Genomic DNA, 17,694 nt, shown 5'->3' on the forward strand with positions numbered 1-17,694 from the left:
TGGTGGATTGCACCCCACACGCTTCAGCCCGGCTTCAAGCAAGTCCCGATTCCGGTGGATTCCGATATGAATGAACAACTGCATCACGTCACCCTCAACTTCGCCGATGGCGTTACCCACAGCTTCAGCGTGCCACGGGGCGCCAACATCCTCGAAGCGGCGATCGCGGCTGAAATGCCGGTGCTCTACCAGTGCCGCTCCGGCGGTTGCTCGAGCTGCATCTGCACATTGAGCGAAGGCGAGGCGGTTACCCAGCCGGGTGCCAGCTCCTCGCTGCTGGGCAGTGAGTACGAGGCCGGCCAGCGCTTGCTGTGCGTTTCCCAGGTCAACTCGGACTGCACCTTCAACCTTGGCTACGGCAGCGAGGTGGGCTCCTGCGCGGCGCAGGAAGTCCATGCCTTCATCGACTCCGTGGAGCGCATCGCCAGCAATGTGGTGAAGCTGACCCTGGAGCTTGCCGACGGGGAGTGGATGGAGTTCCGCCCCGGCCAGTTCATGCAGATCGTGGTGCCCAGCCTGGGGGTGCTGCGCAGCTACTCGCCGTCGAGCACCCAGGTCGATTTGCCGAAGATGGAATTCCTCATCCGTCTGCTGCCGGGCGGCGCCATGTCCGATTTTCTCGCGAACGTGGCCGAGCGGGATCAGGTCCTCACCCTCAGCGGACCATATGGTGCGTTCTTCCTGCGCGAAGAACATAAGCGCGCACCGCATATCTTCGTCGCGGGTGGCACCGGGCTGGCACCGATTCTGTCGATGATCGACACCCTGCGACAAGGCAGCGGGCGCAAGCCGCGGATGCTGCTGAGCTTCGGTTGCGCCGTGCCCGAGGCGCTGTTCTCCCTGGAAGACATCGAGCTGCGCAAGCAATGGCTGCCGACCCTGGAAACCCGCATCTGCGTCGACCGCGAGGCCAGCGACGGCCTGCATCCGGGCAGCCCGGTCAGCGCCTTGCGTGAAGACGACGTGATCAGCCCGGACACCGTCGCCTACCTGTGCGGCCCGCAGCCGATGATCGATGCCGCCACCCAGCGCCTGACCGCGCTGGGCGTGAAACCCGAAAACATCTTCGCCGAGCAGTTCGTTGCCAGCCACTGAGGAGCCGCGCATGAAACCTACAACTTCGCTTCCGCTCACCTCTGAGCAAAGCCAGTGGTACGAACTGGCCCGCGCCAAGCTCGATCCCCAGCGTCTGCAGAAGCTGCTGTTCCAGCTGACCAACATTCACAGCCCCACCGGCGCTACCCGCGAGGCCAGCGAGTTCATGCGCCGGCACATGCAGTCGATCGGCATGAAGGCGCGCTACTACCCGATGAACGACCTTACCGGCAATGCGCTGGGCGAGTTCAGGGGCAGTGGCGGCGGGGCGACCGTGTTGCTCTATGCGCCGATCGATACTCACCTGGATCGCACACCGGGTGAGGAGATTCTCACCGGCGATGGCGAGGAAGCCGACCTGCAGCCGTATGCGCAGATGGTCGACGACTGGGTGTTCGGCCTCGGCTCGTCGAACCCCAAGGCGATGATCGCCACCTTGACCGAGGTGGCCACCGCGCTGATCGAGGCCGGTGTCCCGCTCAAGGGCGATCTGCTGCTGGGAGTGGCCGACGGCGGCATGCCGGTGGATATCGGTGCGCGCCATGCCGGGATGTCCAACGGCGTGATTCACATGCTCAACCGCGGCATGTATCCGGACTTCGCCATCATCATGAAGCCGTGGAACTGGGTCTACCACGAGGAACCGGGCATGGCCTGGTTCAAGCTCAAGGTCAAGGGCACCCTCGGTTATGCCGGCGTCCCCCATGGTATCCCGGGCTTCCGTAGCTCCGTGGTGCCGGCTGCGACAGTGATCCAGGAGCTGCAGCAGTGGATCCTGCAGTACACCGACCGCAACACCAGCGGCGTGATCCAGCCTCATGGCTGGATCGCCGGCGTGCGCGGCGGCCAGGTCGAGCGCCCGGCGTTCCCCAGCGCGGTCACCGAAATTTTCTTCGATGTACGCGTCAATCCGCGCGTAAGCCCGGCCAGCGTCAAGGCGCAGTTCGCCGAGTTCGTTGCCGATCTGAATGCACGCTTCCCGGACCTGGATCTGGACTGGGAGCAGTACGGCTCGGCACCGGGCGGCACCACCGATCCAGAGAACTGGATCATCCAGTCGTGCAAGCGCGGTTGGGAGTTCATCGAGCAACGCCCCCATGGCGAACCGGACATGCTCGCCGGCCAGACCGACGGCGCGGCGCTGCGTCGCTACGGTGTCCCCACCGCCCGCATCGGCTGGCCGTGGCCCGCGACTGGTGCACCGCTGCCGGTGGCCGAGGGGCTGGGCGGCATGGGCGCGACCTACATCCCGGACCTGATGCCCTGCGCGGAAAAGATCCTCTACGCGCTGATCGACACCCTGAGCCGGCCGCGCCATGAAATGGGCCTGTAAGGAGCCGCCGATGAGCAAGCGAATCAAGATGATCTTCCCGGTTCCGATGAGCGAAGCCACAAGGCCGTTGGTGGAATCCCAGTTGCCCGTCGCGATGTTGCGCCCGGATATCGAGGTCAGCTTCGTCGGCGCCGGCCAGGTGATGACCTTGGCCGACAGCTACTACGACATGGCGCTGATGGAACTGGCCGTGATCGAAGCCGGCATCAAGGCCGAGGAAGAGGGCTTCGACGCGGTGTGCATCAACACCGTCAGCGACTCCGGCCTGGCCGCGCTGCGCTCGCGGCTGTCGATCCCGGTGCTGGCCCCCGGCATCGCCGCGTTCCATACCGCCGCCATGCTCGGCCATACGTTCAGCATCCTGACCATGTGGCCACGCTGGTTTCCGCTGTACCGCAAGACTCTCAAGGAATACGGGCTGGAGTCGCGCCTGGCGTCGGTCCGCTCGATCGATGTTCGTCCGGATACCGAGGCGCTGCTGCAGGGCAAGGAGGAGTTCGTCTTCGGCAAGCTGCTCGAGGCCGGCCGGCGCGCCATCGAGGAAGACGGCGCCGACGTCATCGTGCTCGGCTCGACCACCATGCACCAGTCCCACGCCTACCTGGCCGAGCACCTGCCGGTGCCGGTGCTCAATCCGGGCGTGATCGCCTACAAGCAGTGCGAACTGCTGCTCGACCTTGGCCTGTGCCACAGCAAGGTCGCCTTTCCCAGCCCCGAGCTGAACAAGGACGGGGCTTTCGTGAGCCAGGGCCGTGCATAGGAGAGCCATGATGAAAATGTTCGAATCGGCAGCGGCCCACGCCCTCAGCGACCTGACCATCGCCGAGGCGATGACGGCCTTCCGCGACGGTGTGCTGAGCAGTACCGAGCTGGTGGAGGCCTGCCTGGAGCGCTGTGACGATGGCAGGGAACTGAACGTATACGTGACCCTCGACCGCGCCGGGGCGCTGGCGGCCGCCGGGGCCGCCGATGCCGCGCGCAGGGCCGGTGAGCCGCTCAAGCCGTTGAGCGGGATTCCCATCGTCATCAAGGACAACATCCACTGCGCCGGCTTGCCTTGTACGGCCGGCTCGCCGGCCTTCGCCGATTTCGTCCCGGCGGAGGATGCGCCCACCGTGCGCACGCTGCGCGAGGCCGGCGCGATCATCCTCGGCAAGACCAACATGCATGAGCTGGCGTTCGGCGCCACTGGCTACAACGGCGCATTCAACACCGGGCGGGAAGTGGGGGTGCGCAACCCCTACGACAGCACCCGCATCGCCGGCGGTTCGTCATCGGGCAGCGCCGCCGCGCTCGGTGCGCGCATGGCGCTGGCGGCGCTGGGCACCGATACCGGTGGTTCGATGCGCATTCCGCCGGCGCTCAACGGTTGCGCCTCGCTGCGTCCCAGCCAAGGTCGCTACAGCGACCAGGGCGTGATCCCGATCGCCCGCAGCCGCGACACCGTCGGGCCCATGGCCCTGTGCATGGCCGACGTGGCGCTGCTCGATGGCTTGATCACTGGCGATCATGCCCTGCCGTCGATCACCCTCGAGGGGCTCCGCTTCGGCATCCCCGCCGAATGCTGGCGCAACCTGGATGACGACACCCAGGAGCAGGCCCATGCCGCGCTGGACAAGCTCCGTGCCCATGGTGTCCAGCTGGTGCCCATCGAGGATGCCGGCCTGCTGGCGCTCAACGAGCCGGTGGGCTTCAGCGTGGTGATCCACGAGGCTTACGACTGCATGGTCGAGTACCTGCATGCGTATGGCCACGGCATGACCATCGAGCAGGTCGCCGAGAAGCTGCACAGTCCCGATGTGCGTTACATCTACGAGAACTGGGTGCTGCCTCGCAGGATTCCGGCCGCAGACCAGCTGGTGGCTTCGGGGCCGCTGTACCACGCCGCGCAGAACGGTGGCCGCCAGGCGCTGCGCGAACGCTATCAGGATCTGTTCGAATCCCTTCGCCTCGACGGATTGCTGTTTCCGACGACCGCCGTGGTTGCTCCGCTCGCGCAGGAAGAGGTCAACCAGCCGGCGAGTTTCGAGCGCCTGATCCAGAACACCGAACCGGCTGCCAGCGCGGGATTGCCCTGCATCCAGGTGCCGGCGGGCCTCGGCACGCGCAGTGGCCTGCCGGTGGGCATGGAACTCGACGGTCCGCTGGGCAGCGATCGCCGCCTGCTGGCGATCGGGCAGTTGCTGGAAAGCATTTTTGGCCGCGTAGCGCGGGCGTGAGATGAGAGGAGAAACCTGATGAGACGCAATGACGGTTGGCGCGACAAGGTGGTGATCGTGACCGGTGGCGCCAGTGGCATGGGGCGGGACGTATGCCTGGCGCTGGCGGCCGAGGGGGCGTGTCTGGTGATCGGCAATCGTAACGCCGAAGCCGGCCAGGCATTGCTGCGGCAAATCCGTGCCGGCGGCGGCCAGGCGCTGTTCCTGCCGACCGACGTGTCACGGCCGGAGGACTGCGAGGCACTGGTGGCGCTGGCCATGGACAGCCATGGCCGGCTCGACGGCGCATTCAACAACGCTGGCCTGCAGCGGGCCTTCAACGCGATCCACGCGACGCCGATCGCCGATCTCAGCGAGGTCATCGACATCAATCTCAAGGGCATGCTGTACATGATGAAGTACGAGACGGCCGCCATGCTCGCCAGCGGCGGCGGTTCGATCGTCAACAACGCTTCGATCTTCGGCCTCAAGGCGATGCCCGAGACGGCTTATTACGTCGCCTCCAAGCACGGCATCGTCGGTGCGACGCGCGCCGTGGCACTGGACTACGCCAGCCAGGGCATCCGCGTCAACGCGGTATGCCCCGGCCCGGTCAAGACGCCCAGCTTCGACCGCGTCACCGGCGGTGACGACCATCTGTACGACAACGGCGTACCCATGCGCCGCATAGGGCAGCCGGAAGAGATAACCGCGGCAGTGCTCTGGCTGCTGTCCGACCAGGCTTCCTACGTCACCGGTACGACGCTCTCGGTGGATGGCGGCATGGCAGCGCAATAGTGCTCGCGTTTCAGGGGTGATCACAGGAGAACAACAAGATGATCAACGCACTGAGCTATGTGGTGGTGCAGACGCCGCATCTCGAGGCCTGGATGGAGCAGGCGCGCGACCACATCGGCCTGCAGGTCGAGGTCGTCCGTCCTGGAGCATGCGTGCGCCTGCGCGCCGATGAGAAGGTGCAGCGCCTGCTGGTCAGCCGGACCGAAGGTGAGGCCAGCATGGGCATGGGCTTCGAGGCGGCGGATGCGGCCGATGCCGAGCGCATCCGCATTGCCCTGGAGGCCGGCGGCTACGCGACCACACCGGCCTCGGCCGAGGAACTGGCGTTGCGCGGGGTTGCCGGCATGTTTCATTTCCGCGACCCCGACGGCGTGACGATCGAGGTGTGCCACGGCCTGGCGGATGCCGCCAGTCCCTTCGTTGCGGGGCGCCCGCTGGGCGGATTCCGCACCGGCGACATGGGCCTGGGGCACGTCGCGCTCATCACCGAGCACTTCGACGAACTCAGTCATCTTTACCGCAACATCTTCGGCTTCAAGGTCAGCGACTACACCCATGCGCCGTTTCGCGTGGAGTTCCTGCACTGCAATCCGCGCCACCACACCATGGGGCTGGCCCATACCGGCGGGCCGGCGAAGATCTACCACCTGATGCTCGAATACAACGATTTCGACGACGTTGGCCGCGCCTACGACGTGGCGCTGACCAACCCCGACAGCATTGGCGTGACCCTGGGCCGCCATATCAACGACCACGTCACCTCGTTCTACCTGAAGAACCCGGATGGCTGGATGTTCGAGCTAGGCTGGGCCAGCCGCACCGTCGGGCCGGACTGGGAAGTCGAGGAACTGCAGGGCATGAGCCTGTGGGGCCACGACCGTACCTGGCTGCCGGAGCACAAGCGCGAAGAAGCCCGGCAGATCCTCAAGCGCCTGGCCGCCCAGGGTGTGCGCGCCCCGGTCGTTACCACCTCTCAAACCGCTAAGGGCAAACAATGACCACCACCGCTTCCCCGGAAATCGCCAACAGCCTGCGGATTGGCGAATGCACCCTCAACTATCACGACCAGGGCCAGGGCGACGCCATCCTCCTGATCCATGGTTCCGGCCCTGGCGTCACCGCCTGGGCCAACTGGCGTGGCGTGATTCCTGCGCTGTCCCGGAACGCCCGCGTCATCGCCCCGGACATGCTGGGCTTCGGCTATACCACCTGCCCCGGCGACTGGAAGCTGGATCCCACGGCCTGGGTGCGGTCGCTGGTGGGCCTGCTCGATGCACTGGACGTCCCGCAGGTATCCATCGTGGGCAATTCCTTCGGCGGGGCGATTGCGCTGGCCTTCGCCAAGGCGTATCCGCAACGCGTTCGGCGCCTGGTGCTGATGGGCGCCGCGGGGCTGCCGTTCCCCATCACCGAGGGGCTGGAAAAGGTCTGGGGTTACCAGCCATCGCTGCAGGCGATGCGTGAGCTGATGGAAGTGTTCGCCTACGACCACGGGCTGATCAACGACGATCTGGTGCGGATGCGCTACGAGGCCAGTATCCGCGACGACGTGCAGACGCGCTTCGCCCAGCTGTTCCCGGCGCCTCGCCAGCAGGGGGTGGAAATGCTCGCCCTGGCCGAGGACGCGCTGCGTGCACTGCCGCATGAGACCCTGCTGGTCCACGGCCGTGACGACAAGGTGATTCCCCTGGAAGTCTCCGAGCGCATGTTGCGCTTGATCCCCCACGCCCAGCTGCATGTGTTCGGCGAATGCGGCCACTGGGTGCAGATCGAAAAAGCCCCGGCCTTCGTCCGCCTGCTCACTGACTTTCTCATCGACCCGCCATCCTGCAACGGAGCATGAACATGAATCGCGAAACCATAAAAGGCCGCTGGAACATCCTGGCCTGGGAGCAACTCTACGACGATGGCCGCGTGGTACTGCCCATGGGGTCCGAGCTGGAAGGCTTCATTGAATACTCCGACTTCGGCATGTTCTGCGTCGTCTCGCGCATGGATCGCCCGGCATTCGCCAGCGGAGGCCAATGGTCGGCCAGCGATGCCGAGAAGGCGGCGGCCTACGGCAGCTACCTGACGTATGCAGGAGACTACGACGTCGACGGCAATACCATCACGCATAAGGTACGCCACAGCCTCTTCCCCGACTGGGTAGGCGGCGAGCAGCGCCGTAGCGCCGAGCTGGAAGGCGACGTCCTCGCGCTGACGGCTCGGCTTGAGGTGGGCACAAGCGAAGCGCGGACTGCACGGCTGCTCTGGCGGCGAGCGGGGGCCCCGTGCTGCGCTCAGTGACTGCGCAAAGCCCTCCGCCGGAAGGGCGGAGCGGTGTCTCGTCCTCATCGGTAGCCTGAAAGGCTATTGCCTGATGTGCTCCGCCAGGAAGTCGATCAGCGTCCTCACCGAAGGCAGCAGGCCCCGGCGGGACGGGAAGACGGCGTGGACGATTCCGCTGCGGGGCACCCATTGCGGGATGATGTCCACCAGCCGGCCCTGTTCCAGGTCCTGATCGACGACCATCAGCGGCAACTGCACGATGCCTACGCCGTGCAACGCGGCCCCCAGTCCAGGCTCGGCAGGTTGCCGAGATCGGCCGGCACCAGCGGCAGGTCGAGGCCTTTCAGGAAATCCGCACTCGCCACCAGGCGCTGCGGGCTCTGCGCCAGGCTGCGCATCACCAGGCCGCTGTCTTCCAGCGGCGGGAAGCGCACGCGCAGCGCCAGGTCCAGCCCTTCGCCGAGCACATCGACCCGCCGGTTGGCCGTTCGCCGGTACGTGCGGCATCGGCTCGCTCATCGCTGCCGCCTTCAGCAGTCCAGCGGGTTGCGTTTTTCAGGATCGATGCCGAACCTGGCGATGGCCTCGGCCACGACCGTGGCTCCGATCTCGCCGCGGTCGACCAGGGCTTCCAGGGCGGTCAGGACGATCCAGTAGCGGTCCACCTCGAAGAAGTGACGCAGTTTCCTGCGGGTGTCGCTGCGGCCGAAACCGTCGGTGCCGAGGACCTTGTATTCCTTGCTCGGCACCCACTGGCGCACCTGCTCGGCGAACAGCTTCATGTAGTCGGTGCTGGCCACCACCGGGCCCTTGCGCCCGCCCAGGCACTGCTCGATGTAAGTCAGCCGCGGCGGCTGTTCCGGGTGCAGGCGGTTGTGGCGTTCGACCGCCAGGCCATCGCGGCGCAGTTCGTTGAAGCTGGTGACGCTCCAGACGTCGGCGCCGATGTTGAATTCCTCGCTGAGGATCTTCGCCGCCTCGCGCACTTCGCGCAGGAGGGTGCCCGAGCCCAGTAGCTGGACGTGGTGCACCGCTTCCTTCTTGTCCTCTTCGAGCAGGTACATGCCCTTGATGATGCCGTTCTCGACACCGCGCGGCAGGGCGGGTTGCTGGTAGGTCTCGTTCATCACGGTGATGTAGTAGAAGACCTGTTGCTGCTCCTCGAGCATCTGGCGGATGCCCTCGCGGATGATCACCGCCAGCTCGTAGCCATAGGCGGGGTCGTAGCTGCGGCAGTTGGGGATCACCGCGGCGAGGATGTGGCTGTGGCCGTCCTCGTGCTGCAGGCCTTCGCCGTTGAGGGTGGTGCGCCCCGCGGTGCCGCCGATCAGGAAGCCGCGGGCGCGGCTGTCGCCGGCGGCCCAGGCCAGGTCGCCGACCCTTTGCAGGCCGAACATCGAATAGAAGATGTAGAACGGCAGCATCGGCTGGTTGTGGTTGGAGTAGGCGGTGCCGGCAGCGATGAAGGAACTCATGGCGCCGGCCTCGTTGATGCCTTCCTCGAGGATCTGGCCCTGCTTGTCCTCGCGGTAGAACATCACCTGTTCCTTGTCGACGGGTTCGTAGAGCTGGCCGACCGAGGAGTAGATGCCGAGCTGGCGGAACATGCCTTCCATGCCGAAGGTGCGTGCCTCGTCGGGGATGATCGGCACGATGCGGCTGCCCAGGTCCTTGTCCTTGACCAGTTGCGTGAGGATGCGCACGAAGGCCATGGTGGTGGAGATTTCACGCTCGCCCGAGCCGTCGAGGATGGCCTTGAGGGTATCCAGCGGCGGGGTGGGGATGCTGAAGCTGTTGGCGCGGCGTTGCGGCATGAAGCCGCCGAGGGCGGCGCGGCGCTGCTGCAGGTACTTGAATTCGGGGCTGTCTTCGGCGAAACGCACGAAGGGCGGGTTTTCCAGGTCGGCATCGCCGACCGGGATGCTGAAGCGGTCGCGGAACAGCTTCAGGCTTTCGATATCGACCTTCTTGACGTTGTGGGCGATGTTCTTCGCCTCGCCCGCGCCGGTGCCGTAGCCCTTCACCGTCTTGGCCAGGATCACCGTGGGCTGGCCGCTGTGGTTGACCGCCTGGTGGTAGGCGGCATAGACCTTGTAGGGGTCGTGGCCGCCGCGGTTGAGCTTCCAGATCTCGTCGTCGGAGAGGTCCTTGACCATCTCGCGGAGTTCCGGGCTGTTGAAGAAGTGCTCGCGGACGTAGGCGCCGTCCTTGGCCTTGTAGTTCTGGTATTCGCCGTCGACCACCTCGTCCATGCGCCGCTGCAGTGCGCCGCTGCTGTCCTTGGCCAGCAGCGGGTCCCAGAGGCGGCCCCAGACCACCTTGTTGACGTTCCACCGGGCGCCGCGAAACACGCCTTCCAGCTCCTGGATGATCTTGCCGTTGCCGCGCACCGGACCGTCGAGGCGCTGCAGGTTGCAGTTGACTACGAAGATCAGGTTGTCGAGCTTCTCGCGGCCGGCCAGGGCGATGGCGCCCAGCGCTTCGGGTTCATCGCACTCGCCATCGCCGAGGAAGCACCAGACCTTCTGCTTGCCGGCGGGGATGAAGCCGCGGCTTTCCAGGTACTTCATGAAGCGCGCCTGGTAGATCGCCTGGATCGGGCCGAGGCCCATGGACACGGTGGGGAACTGCCAGAAGTCCGGCATCAGCCAGGGGTGCGGGTAGGAGGACAGGCCCTTGCCGTCGACCTCCTGACGGAAGTTGTTCAACTGCTCTTCGCTGATGCGACCTTCGAGGAAGGCGCGGGCATAGATGCCGGGGGCGATCGGCCCCTGGATGAAGATCAGGTCGCCGCCGTGCTCTTCGGTGGGCGCCTGGAAGAAATGGTTGAAGCCGACGTCGTAGAGGGTGGCCGAGGAGGCGAAGGTCGAGATGTGCCCGCCCAGGTCCGGATCCTGCCGGTTGGCGCGTATCACCATGGCCATCGCATTCCAGCGGATCAGCGAGCGGATGCGGCGCTCCATGAGCAGGTCGCCGGGCATGTGCGCCTCGCGGGTGGGCGGAATCGTGTTGCGGTACGGCGTGGTGATGGCGTAGGGCAATTGGGTGCCGCTGCGGCTGGCCAGCTCGCCCAGCCGGGTCAGCAGGTAGTGCACCCGCTCTTCGCCTTCGCGCTCGAGGACGGATTCGAGGGCATCCAGCCATTCCTGGGTTTCGACGGGATCGAGGTCTTGCATGACGGGCTCCTCATGTTTGGCCCCACCGGCACGGGGCGGGTGTCATCGTCTGTGCTCGCCGTCCGGGCCGAACGGCGTTCGTATGCCGGTAAGACGCCAGGCGCACCATGGAAACCGGCACCAACCCAGATTGGCTGTGCCGCCGGGCAGCCATGCCCGGTTGGCGTGCTGTCAGCGGCAGCCCCTGTTTTTACCACCGGCGAAGCGGCTTTGGTGTTCACGAAATGGAACACTGAGGGCGATAAATTGGGGCTACCGGCGGTGCCGTTGCGCAACTAGCGTTACTGCCATTGGCTTCAGGAGCTCCGCATGAAGAAGATCCTTGGCGTCTACACCAGCCCTCGGCCCCACTGGGTGGGTGACGGCTTCCCGGTTCGCACGCTGTTTTCCTATGACAGCTTAGGTAAGCACGTGAGCCCTTTCCTGCTGCTCGACTTCGCCAGCCTCATGTTTCATCCCCGCAGCCCGGCGCAGGGGAGTAGGCGAGCATCCGCACCGCGGTTTCGAGAGGGTGACCGCCCAGCAGTGGTCGCTTCGGCCGGATGGCTAACTGACGGTCGGTTTCGGCCAGGTTGCTGGCTGGTTTGACTACTCTTCACGGTGGACGTGTGAGGGGCGCGGTTCGACCGCCATGGCCGGGATGGCGCCGCGATGCAACAACCGCTTAGCAGTACACAGTGATCCCCCAGCTCCGCCCATCTGGGCGGAGCATCAACCCAAGCAAGGAGATTCACCATGTCCTTCCAATACAAGCGTCTGGACAAGAACGACGCCGCCGTACTGCTGGTCGACCACCAGACCGGCCTGCTCTCCCTGGTGCGGGATATCGAGCCCGACAAGTTCAAGAACAACGTGCTGGCCCTGGGCGACCTGGCCAAGTACTTCAAGCTGCCGACCGTCCTCACCACCAGTTTCGAGAACGGCCCCAACGGCCCGCTGGTGCCCGAGCTCAAGGAGCAGTTCCCCGACGCGCCCTACATCGCCCGTCCCGGCAACATCAACGCCTGGGACAACGAGGATTTCGTCAACGCGGTCAAGGCCACCGGCAAGAAGCAGCTGATCATCGCCGGCGTGGTCACCGAGGTGTGCGTGGCCTTCCCGGCGCTGTCCGCGCTGGAAGAGGGCTTCGAGGTCTTCGTGGTCGCCGATGCCTCCGGCACCTTCAACGAGATCACCCGTGACGCCGCCTGGCGCCGCATGGAGGCCGCCGGTGCCCAACTGATGACCTGGTTCGGCGTGGCCTGCGAACTGCACCGCGACTGGCGCAACGACATCGAGGGCCTGGCCGAGCTGTTCTCCAACCACATCCCGGATTACCGCAACCTCATCAACAGCTACAACACACTGACCGCGGGCAAGTGAGCCGCTGATCCCTGGCGACCATGCCAGCGGGCGTGGCCGCTGGGCCGGCCGCTTCGATACTGGCGACAGGATGCGCGGCCGCATGTCCGGTGGCGAAGGTACCGGCACTCGCCAGTCAACCGATCGAACGAGGAGGAGCGGACATGGCCAACGCACCCCAGATCAAGGTATTGGGTATCTCCGGCAGCTTGCGACGCGGGTCCTTCAATACCGCGGCGTTGCGGGAGGCCATGCGCCTGGCGCCCGCGGGCATGCTCATCGAACTGGCCGACATCGGCGAGATCCCGCTCTACGACGAAGATGTCTACGCGCAGGGCTTTCCGCCCGCGGTCGAGCGCCTGCGCGAACAGATCCGCGCCGCCGACGCGCTGCTGATCGCCACCCCGGAATACAACTATTCGGTGCCGGGCGTGCTGAAGAACACCATCGACTGGGTTTCGCGCCCGCCCGAGCAACCCTTCGCCGGCAAGCCCGTCGCCCTGCTGGGCGCCAGTGCCGGCCGCTTCGGCACGGCGCGGGCCCAGTACCACCTGCGGCAGAGCATGGTGTTCCTCGACATGCGTCCGCTCAACCGGCCCGAACTGATGATCGGCACTGCCCAGAAGCTGTTCGACGAACAGGGCCACCTGACCGACGAGGCGACCCGCGAGTACCTGCGTGGCCTGCTCGTGGCACTCCAGGCCTGGACCCTGGAACACAGGAAATGACCCGGATGGAGACCGAGCGATGAGTACCCACGAAACCCGCTGTGAGCTGACTTCTTCCTACGATTGCCCGGTGACGAACGGCGCGCGGGCCATCCAGCGGATCACTTCGCGCAGCGCCGAGATCGGCGGCGGCATCTCGGTCAGCCGGCTGCTGCCCTCGCGGCAGCGGCGCATGGTCGGGGCCTGGTGCTTCCTCGACCATGCCGGCCCGGCGGTGTTCGAGTCCGGCGCTGGCATGCGGGTCGGGCCGCATCCGCATATCGGCCTGCAGACCTTCACCTGGATGATCGAAGGCGAGGTGCTGCATCGCGACAGCCTCGGCAATGCCCAGGTGATCCGCCCCGGCCAGGTGAACCTGATGACCGCCGGCCATGGCATCGCCCATACCGAGGAATCCATGCCCGGCGAAGGCCGGCTTCACGCCGTGCAGCTGTGGATCGCCCTGCCGGCCGCCGAGCGCGATCGCCCGCCGGCATTCGAGCACCATGCCGAGCTGCCCCGCTGGCAGGCCGACGGTTTCGGCTTCACCCTGCTCGCCGGACGTTGCGGCCCGCACCAGGCGCCCGCCAGGACCTTCTCGCCGCTGCTGGGCATCGACCTGGCCGCCTTGGCGGCCGCGCACACCCGGCTGGCGCTCGAGCCGGGCTTCGAATACTGCGTCCTGCCGCTGGTCGGCGAGTGGCGGATCAACGGCGAGGCCTTCGCCGAGAACGAACTGGCCTATCTCGGCCGCGGCCTGCCGTCGCTCGAACTGGAAGCCCCGGCCGGCGCGCGGGGCATCCTGCTGGGCGGCGTGCCGTTCAGCGAGGAGATCTTCATCTGGTGGAACTTCGTCGGCCACAGCAAGGCCGAGATTGCCGCCGCCCAGCGGGACTGGGAGGAGGGCAGCGCCCGGTTCGCCGAGGTGGCCGGCTTCGACGGCCCGCGGCTGGTTGCGCCGACGTTGCCCTGGCGTGTGGCGTGATGCGCGCAGCGGAGCACCAGGGCAAATAGCCGCCTGTTCGAGGAGATTGCCGGGCCGCGGTCGTGTCATCGCCGATGTCCGATCGACGGCGGTGCATCCGTCCGGCACTCGCCCGGCTCGCCCGAACGTCGCCGATGGCAGCGAGTCCACCGGTGTGCCTCTTCATGAAAGAGACGTCGAGGTGATGCCTATGAACCGCTGAAGTGACTCACCTGAAAAGGCGCCTTTTCGGCGTCGGGAGATCGTATATGAAAGTCGCAGAATGCATGACCCGCGAAGTCAGGATGGTACGGCCGGAAACCACGATTCAGGATGCCGCAAGGATGATGGCCGATAACGACGTCGGCTCGCTGCCGGTGAGCGATGGCGAGCGGCTGATTGGCATGGTCACCGATCGCGATATCGTTACGCGAGCCGTCTGTACCGGGAAAGGCCCCAACACCTCTGTCCGCGACGTCATGACCGATGAGGTCAAGTACTGCTTCGATGATCAGGACCTGCAGGAAGTCGCCAGTAACATGGGCGACATCCAGTTGCACCGCCTGCCGGTGGTCAACCGCGACAAGCGCCTGGTGGGCATCATTGCGCTCGCCGACGTTGCCGTCGCCGCCAACGACCAGACGGCCGGCCGGGCGGTTTCGGGTATTTCGCGGGCCGTTTGATGGCCCCTGGCCCTGGCGGAGCCTGCCGCGCGCCAGGGCCAGGCGTGCAGTTCGTGCTGCGGTTGCCGTCTGCAGCTTTGGTTCGATAATCGAACGGTGATGCGATTATCGGATTGTTCCGCTCCGTGCCGCTGTTTAGTGTTCGGTCCAGGCGCGAATGCGTTCGTGCATCCGGATTCCCACACGAGACAACAACAATGGCCGAGCTTCTTTCCCTCCACGAGGCAATCGATCGCTTCGTCGACGATGGCGACAGCGTTGCCCTCGAAGGCTTCACCCATCTGATTCCCACCGCCGCCGCGCACGAAATCATTCGCCAGGGCAAGAAGGACCTGACCCTGGTGCGCATGACCCCGGACCTGGTCTACGACCTGCTGATCGGCGCCGGTTGCGCCAGGAAGCTGATCTTCTCCTGGGGCGGCAACCCGGGGGTCGGCTCGCTGCATCGTCTGCGCGACGCGGTGGAAAAGCAGTGGCCGCGGCCGCTGGAAATCGAGGAGCACAGCCATGCCGACCTGGCCAATGCCTATGTCGCCGGCGCTTCCGGCCTGCCGTTCGCCGTGCTGCGCGCCTATGCCGGCTCGGACCTGCCGAAGGTCAACCCGTTGATCAGGTCGGTCACTTGCCCGTTCACCGGCGAGACGCTGGCGGCGGTGCCCAGCGTGCGCCCGGACGTCACCGTGATCCACGCGCAGAAGGCCGACCGCAAGGGCAACGTGCTGATCCAGGGCATCCTCGGCGTGCAGAAGGAGGCCGCCCTGGCGGCCAGGCGCTGCATCGTCACCGTCGAGGAAATCGTCGACGAGCTCGATGCGCCGATGAACGCCTGCGTGCTGCCGAGCTGGGCGCTGACCGCCGTCTGCCGGGTGCCGGGCGGCGCGCATCCGTCCTATGCCCATGGCTACTACGAACGTGACAACCGCTTCTACCAGCAATGGGACCCCATCGCCCGCGACCGCGACGCCTTCAGCGCATGGCTCGACGAATTCATTCGCGGCACCGCGGACTTTTCCGCGTTCCAGGCCAAGCTGGCCGCGCAGCAGGAGGCCCAGTGATGACCTACACCACCAACGAAATGATGACGGTGGCCGCCTCGCGCCGCCTCGGCAACGGCAGCGTCTGCTTCGTCGGCATCGGCCTGCCGTCCAAGGCCGCCAACCTGGCGCGCCTGACCCATGCGCCGGACGTCGTGCTGATCTACGAATCCGGTCCGATCGGCGCCAAGCCGTCGGTGCTGCCGCTGTCCATCGGCGACGGCGAGCTGGCCGAGACCGCCGACAGCGTGGTGCCCACCGCCGAGATCTTCCGCTACTGGCTGCAGGGCGGGCGCATCGACGTGGGCTTTCTCGGCGCCGCGCAGGTCGACCGCTACGGCAATATCAACACCACGGTGATCGGCGACTATCACCAACCGAAAGTTCGCTTGCCAGGGGCGGGTGGCGCACCGGAAATTGCCGGTTCGGCGAAGCAGGTGCTGATCATCCTCAGGCAGTCGCAGCGCACCTTCGTCGACCGGCTGGCGTTCATCACCTCGGTCGGTTTCGGCGAGGGCGGCGACCACCGCCAGCAGCTGGGGCTGCCGGGCGAGGGGCCGGTCGGCATCATCACCGACCTGTGCATCATGGAGCCGGAGGCGGGTACCCACGAGTTCGTGGTGACCTCGCTGCACCCGGGCGTGAGTCGCGAGCAGGTGATCGAGAACACCGGCTGGGCTGTCCGCTTCGCCGACGGACTCGGCGAGACGGCGCCGCCTACCGCCGCCGAACTGGCGGCCTTGCGCGCCCTGGAGGCCCGTACGGCCGCCGCCCATGGACAATCTGGAGGTGACGAGTGACCCGCGAAGTATTCATCTGCGATGCCGTACGCACACCCATCGGCCGCTTCGGCGGCGCCCTGGCCGCGGTGCGTGCCGACGACCTGGCCGCCACGCCGATCCGGGCGCTGCTGCAGCGCAATCCCGCGCTCGATCCCGCCGCGATCGAAGACGTCTTCATGGGCTGCGCCAACCAGGCCGGCGAGGACAATCGCAACGTCGCGCGCATGGCCGCGCTGCTGGCCGGCTTGCCGGAAAGCGTGCCGGGCGTGACCCTCAATCGCCTGTGCGCCTCCGGCATGGATGCGGTGGGCAGCGCCTTCCGTGCCATCGCCTGCGGCGAGATCGAACTGGCCATCGCCGGCGGCGTCGAGTCCATGACCCGTGCGCCCTACGTGCTGGGCAAGGCCGACGCGGCATTCGGCCGTAGCCAGAAGATCGAGGACACCACCATCGGCTGGCGCTTCGTCAACCCGCGGATGAAGGAACTGTACGGCGTCGACTCGATGCCGCAGACCGCCGACAACGTCGCCGAGGAGCACCGCGTCAGCCGCGCGGACCAGGACGCCTTCGCCCTGCGCAGCCAGCAGCGCGCCGGCAAGGCGCAGGCAGCGGGCTTCTTCACCGAGGAAATCGTCCCGGTGGCGATCGCGGGCCGCAAGGGCGACACCCTCGTCGATAGCGACGAGCATCCGCGCCCGGACACCACCGCCGAGGCACTGGCGAAACTCAAGCCGGTCAACGGCCCGGACAAGAGCGTCACCGCCGGCAACGCCTCGGGCGTCAACGACGGTGCGGCGGCGATGATCCTGGCCTCGGCCGAGGCGGTGCGCCAGTACGGCCTCACGCCACGCGCCAGGGTGCTCGGCATGGCCAGCGCCGGCGTCGCGCCGCGCGTGATGGGCTACGGGCCGGTGCCGGCGGTGCGCAAGCTGTGCGAGCGGCTGAACCTCGCGGTGAGCGACTTCGACGTGATCGAACTCAACGAAGCCTTCGCCGCCCAGGCCCTGGCCGTCACCCGTGACCTGGGCCTGCCCGACGACAGCCCGCGAGTGAATCCCAACGGCGGCGCCATCGCCCTCGGCCATCCGCTGGGCATGAGCGGCGCGCGGCTGGTGATGACCTGCGTGCATGCGCTGGAGAAGTCCGGCGGCAGGCTCGGCCTGGCGACCCTGTGCGTCGGGGTGGGCCAGGGGCTGGCACTGGCGGTCGAAAGGGTATGAGGCGGGCGAAGCCCAGCATGTCACCAACGCGTCATGCCCGTGCCTGTTGGGCTTCGCTGCGCTCAGCGCCAACCTACCCACGGACGCCCGAT

At 66.5% G+C, this 17,694-nt stretch carries 16 protein-coding genes and 2 pseudogenes; 16 read left to right on the forward strand and 2 right to left on the reverse strand.

Going from position 1 to position 17,694, the window contains the following annotated elements:
* Nucleotides 1-66 precede the first annotated feature (66 nt).
* Genes CXK94_RS15170 through CXK94_RS15205 form a run of 8 tightly spaced genes read left to right on the forward strand, consistent with a single transcriptional unit; the run spans nt 67 to nt 7,713 of the window.
* Complete coding sequence (locus CXK94_RS15170; RefSeq protein ID WP_102894977.1) at nt 67-1,095, forward strand: FAD-binding oxidoreductase; 1,029 nt, start codon at nt 67-69, stop codon at nt 1,093-1,095.
* Nucleotides 1,096-1,105: 10 nt separating this feature from the next.
* Nucleotides 1,106-2,428 (forward strand): M20 family metallopeptidase, encoded by a 1,323-nt coding sequence (locus tag CXK94_RS15175; RefSeq protein WP_037040671.1) that lies wholly within the window; start codon nt 1,106-1,108, stop codon nt 2,426-2,428.
* 10 nt (nt 2,429-2,438) lie between these two features.
* On the forward strand, nt 2,439-3,188 hold the full coding sequence (locus CXK94_RS15180) for an aspartate/glutamate racemase family protein (RefSeq protein WP_102894978.1): 750 nt from the start codon (nt 2,439-2,441) through the stop codon (nt 3,186-3,188).
* A gap of 7 nt (nt 3,189-3,195) precedes the next feature.
* Nucleotides 3,196-4,647, forward strand: coding sequence for an indoleacetamide hydrolase (gene iaaH, locus CXK94_RS15185; RefSeq protein ID WP_256046036.1), 1,452 nt, complete (start codon nt 3,196-3,198; stop codon nt 4,645-4,647).
* 18 nt (nt 4,648-4,665) lie between these two features.
* Entirely contained in the window at nt 4,666-5,424 is a 759-nt protein-coding gene (locus tag CXK94_RS15190; protein WP_037040675.1) for an SDR family NAD(P)-dependent oxidoreductase, read from the forward strand.
* 38 nt (nt 5,425-5,462) lie between these two features.
* A complete protein-coding gene (locus CXK94_RS15195) occupies nt 5,463-6,422 on the forward strand; it encodes a VOC family protein (protein ID WP_102894980.1) in 960 nt (319 codons plus the stop codon).
* The gene (locus CXK94_RS15200; protein WP_102894981.1) at nt 6,419-7,267 is read left to right on the forward strand and encodes an alpha/beta fold hydrolase; all 849 of its coding nucleotides are present in this window, start codon (nt 6,419-6,421) and stop codon (nt 7,265-7,267) included. The genes CXK94_RS15195 and CXK94_RS15200 overlap by 4 nt, the downstream gene beginning before the upstream one ends.
* A 2-nt stretch (nt 7,268-7,269) precedes the next feature.
* Entirely contained in the window at nt 7,270-7,713 is a 444-nt protein-coding gene (locus CXK94_RS15205; protein WP_102894982.1) for a lipocalin-like domain-containing protein, read from the forward strand.
* A 63-nt stretch (nt 7,714-7,776) separates the two neighbouring features.
* On the opposite strand, the pseudogene CXK94_RS15210 reads toward CXK94_RS15205, so the two are convergent.
* Both CXK94_RS15210 and aceE read right to left on the reverse strand, forming a co-directional pair.
* A pseudogene (locus CXK94_RS15210) lies at nt 7,777-8,162 on the reverse strand (LysR substrate-binding domain-containing protein).
* Nucleotides 8,163-8,225: 63 nt separating this feature from the next.
* A complete protein-coding gene (aceE, locus tag CXK94_RS15215; protein ID WP_102894983.1) occupies nt 8,226-10,871 on the reverse strand; it encodes a pyruvate dehydrogenase (acetyl-transferring), homodimeric type in 2,646 nt (881 codons plus the stop codon).
* Between the two features lie 309 nt (nt 10,872-11,180).
* Between aceE and CXK94_RS15220 the strand changes: the two are divergent.
* From CXK94_RS15220 to pcaF, 8 genes and pseudogenes are all read left to right on the forward strand, one after another.
* Nucleotides 11,181-11,388: pseudogene (locus CXK94_RS15220) on the forward strand (pirin family protein); the annotation flags it as partial.
* Between the two features lie 218 nt (nt 11,389-11,606).
* A complete protein-coding gene (gene ycaC / locus CXK94_RS15225) occupies nt 11,607-12,233 on the forward strand; it encodes an isochorismate family cysteine hydrolase YcaC (protein ID WP_102894984.1) in 627 nt (208 codons plus the stop codon).
* 143 nt (nt 12,234-12,376) lie between these two features.
* On the forward strand, nt 12,377-12,940 hold the full coding sequence (locus tag CXK94_RS15230) for an NADPH-dependent FMN reductase (protein WP_037040702.1): 564 nt from the start codon (nt 12,377-12,379) through the stop codon (nt 12,938-12,940).
* Nucleotides 12,941-12,959: 19 nt separating this feature from the next.
* Nucleotides 12,960-13,904, forward strand: a complete 945-nt coding sequence (locus CXK94_RS15235; protein WP_102894985.1) for a pirin family protein — start codon at nt 12,960-12,962, stop codon at nt 13,902-13,904.
* 266 nt (nt 13,905-14,170) lie between these two features.
* Nucleotides 14,171-14,566, forward strand: coding sequence for a CBS domain-containing protein (locus CXK94_RS15240; RefSeq protein ID WP_256046035.1), 396 nt, complete (start codon nt 14,171-14,173; stop codon nt 14,564-14,566).
* Nucleotides 14,567-14,763: 197 nt separating this feature from the next.
* Nucleotides 14,764-15,621, forward strand: a complete 858-nt coding sequence (locus CXK94_RS15245; protein WP_102894986.1) for a CoA transferase subunit A — start codon at nt 14,764-14,766, stop codon at nt 15,619-15,621.
* On the forward strand, nt 15,618-16,400 hold the full coding sequence (locus CXK94_RS15250; RefSeq protein ID WP_102894987.1) for a CoA-transferase subunit beta: 783 nt from the start codon (nt 15,618-15,620) through the stop codon (nt 16,398-16,400). The genes CXK94_RS15245 and CXK94_RS15250 overlap by 4 nt, the downstream gene beginning before the upstream one ends.
* Nucleotides 16,397-17,602: a 3-oxoadipyl-CoA thiolase gene (gene pcaF / locus CXK94_RS15255; protein WP_037040731.1), complete on the forward strand. Its 1,206-nt coding sequence runs from the start codon at nt 16,397-16,399 to the stop codon at nt 17,600-17,602. Before CXK94_RS15250 ends, pcaF begins: the two co-directional genes overlap by 4 nt.
* Nucleotides 17,603-17,694 lie beyond the last annotated feature (92 nt).

Source organism: Stutzerimonas stutzeri, from assembly GCF_002890915.1.
In the GTDB taxonomy this organism is placed as follows: Bacteria; Pseudomonadota; Gammaproteobacteria; order Pseudomonadales; family Pseudomonadaceae; genus Stutzerimonas; species Stutzerimonas stutzeri_AF.

Coding starts and splice junctions, on each gene's coding strand:
- CXK94_RS15230 (WP_037040702.1), top strand. CDS start 12,377: ATGGCCAACGCACCCCAGATCAAGGTATTGGGTATCTCCGGCAGCTTG.
- CXK94_RS15195 (WP_102894980.1), top strand. CDS start 5,463: ATGATCAACGCACTGAGCTATGTGGTGGTGCAGACGCCGCATCTCGAG.
- CXK94_RS15235 (WP_102894985.1), top strand. CDS start 12,960: ATGAGTACCCACGAAACCCGCTGTGAGCTGACTTCTTCCTACGATTGC.
- CXK94_RS15180 (WP_102894978.1), top strand. CDS start 2,439: ATGAGCAAGCGAATCAAGATGATCTTCCCGGTTCCGATGAGCGAAGCC.
- aceE (WP_102894983.1), bottom strand. CDS start 10,871: ATGCAAGACCTCGATCCCGTCGAAACCCAGGAATGGCTGGATGCCCTC.
- CXK94_RS15170 (WP_102894977.1), top strand. CDS start 67: ATGAATGAACAACTGCATCACGTCACCCTCAACTTCGCCGATGGCGTT.
- iaaH (WP_256046036.1), top strand. CDS start 3,196: ATGATGAAAATGTTCGAATCGGCAGCGGCCCACGCCCTCAGCGACCTG.
- ycaC (WP_102894984.1), top strand. CDS start 11,607: ATGTCCTTCCAATACAAGCGTCTGGACAAGAACGACGCCGCCGTACTG.
- CXK94_RS15175 (WP_037040671.1), top strand. CDS start 1,106: ATGAAACCTACAACTTCGCTTCCGCTCACCTCTGAGCAAAGCCAGTGG.
- CXK94_RS15245 (WP_102894986.1), top strand. CDS start 14,764: ATGGCCGAGCTTCTTTCCCTCCACGAGGCAATCGATCGCTTCGTCGAC.
- CXK94_RS15190 (WP_037040675.1), top strand. CDS start 4,666: ATGAGACGCAATGACGGTTGGCGCGACAAGGTGGTGATCGTGACCGGT.
- CXK94_RS15240 (WP_256046035.1), top strand. CDS start 14,171: ATGACCCGCGAAGTCAGGATGGTACGGCCGGAAACCACGATTCAGGAT.
- CXK94_RS15205 (WP_102894982.1), top strand. CDS start 7,270: ATGAATCGCGAAACCATAAAAGGCCGCTGGAACATCCTGGCCTGGGAG.
- CXK94_RS15200 (WP_102894981.1), top strand. CDS start 6,419: ATGACCACCACCGCTTCCCCGGAAATCGCCAACAGCCTGCGGATTGGC.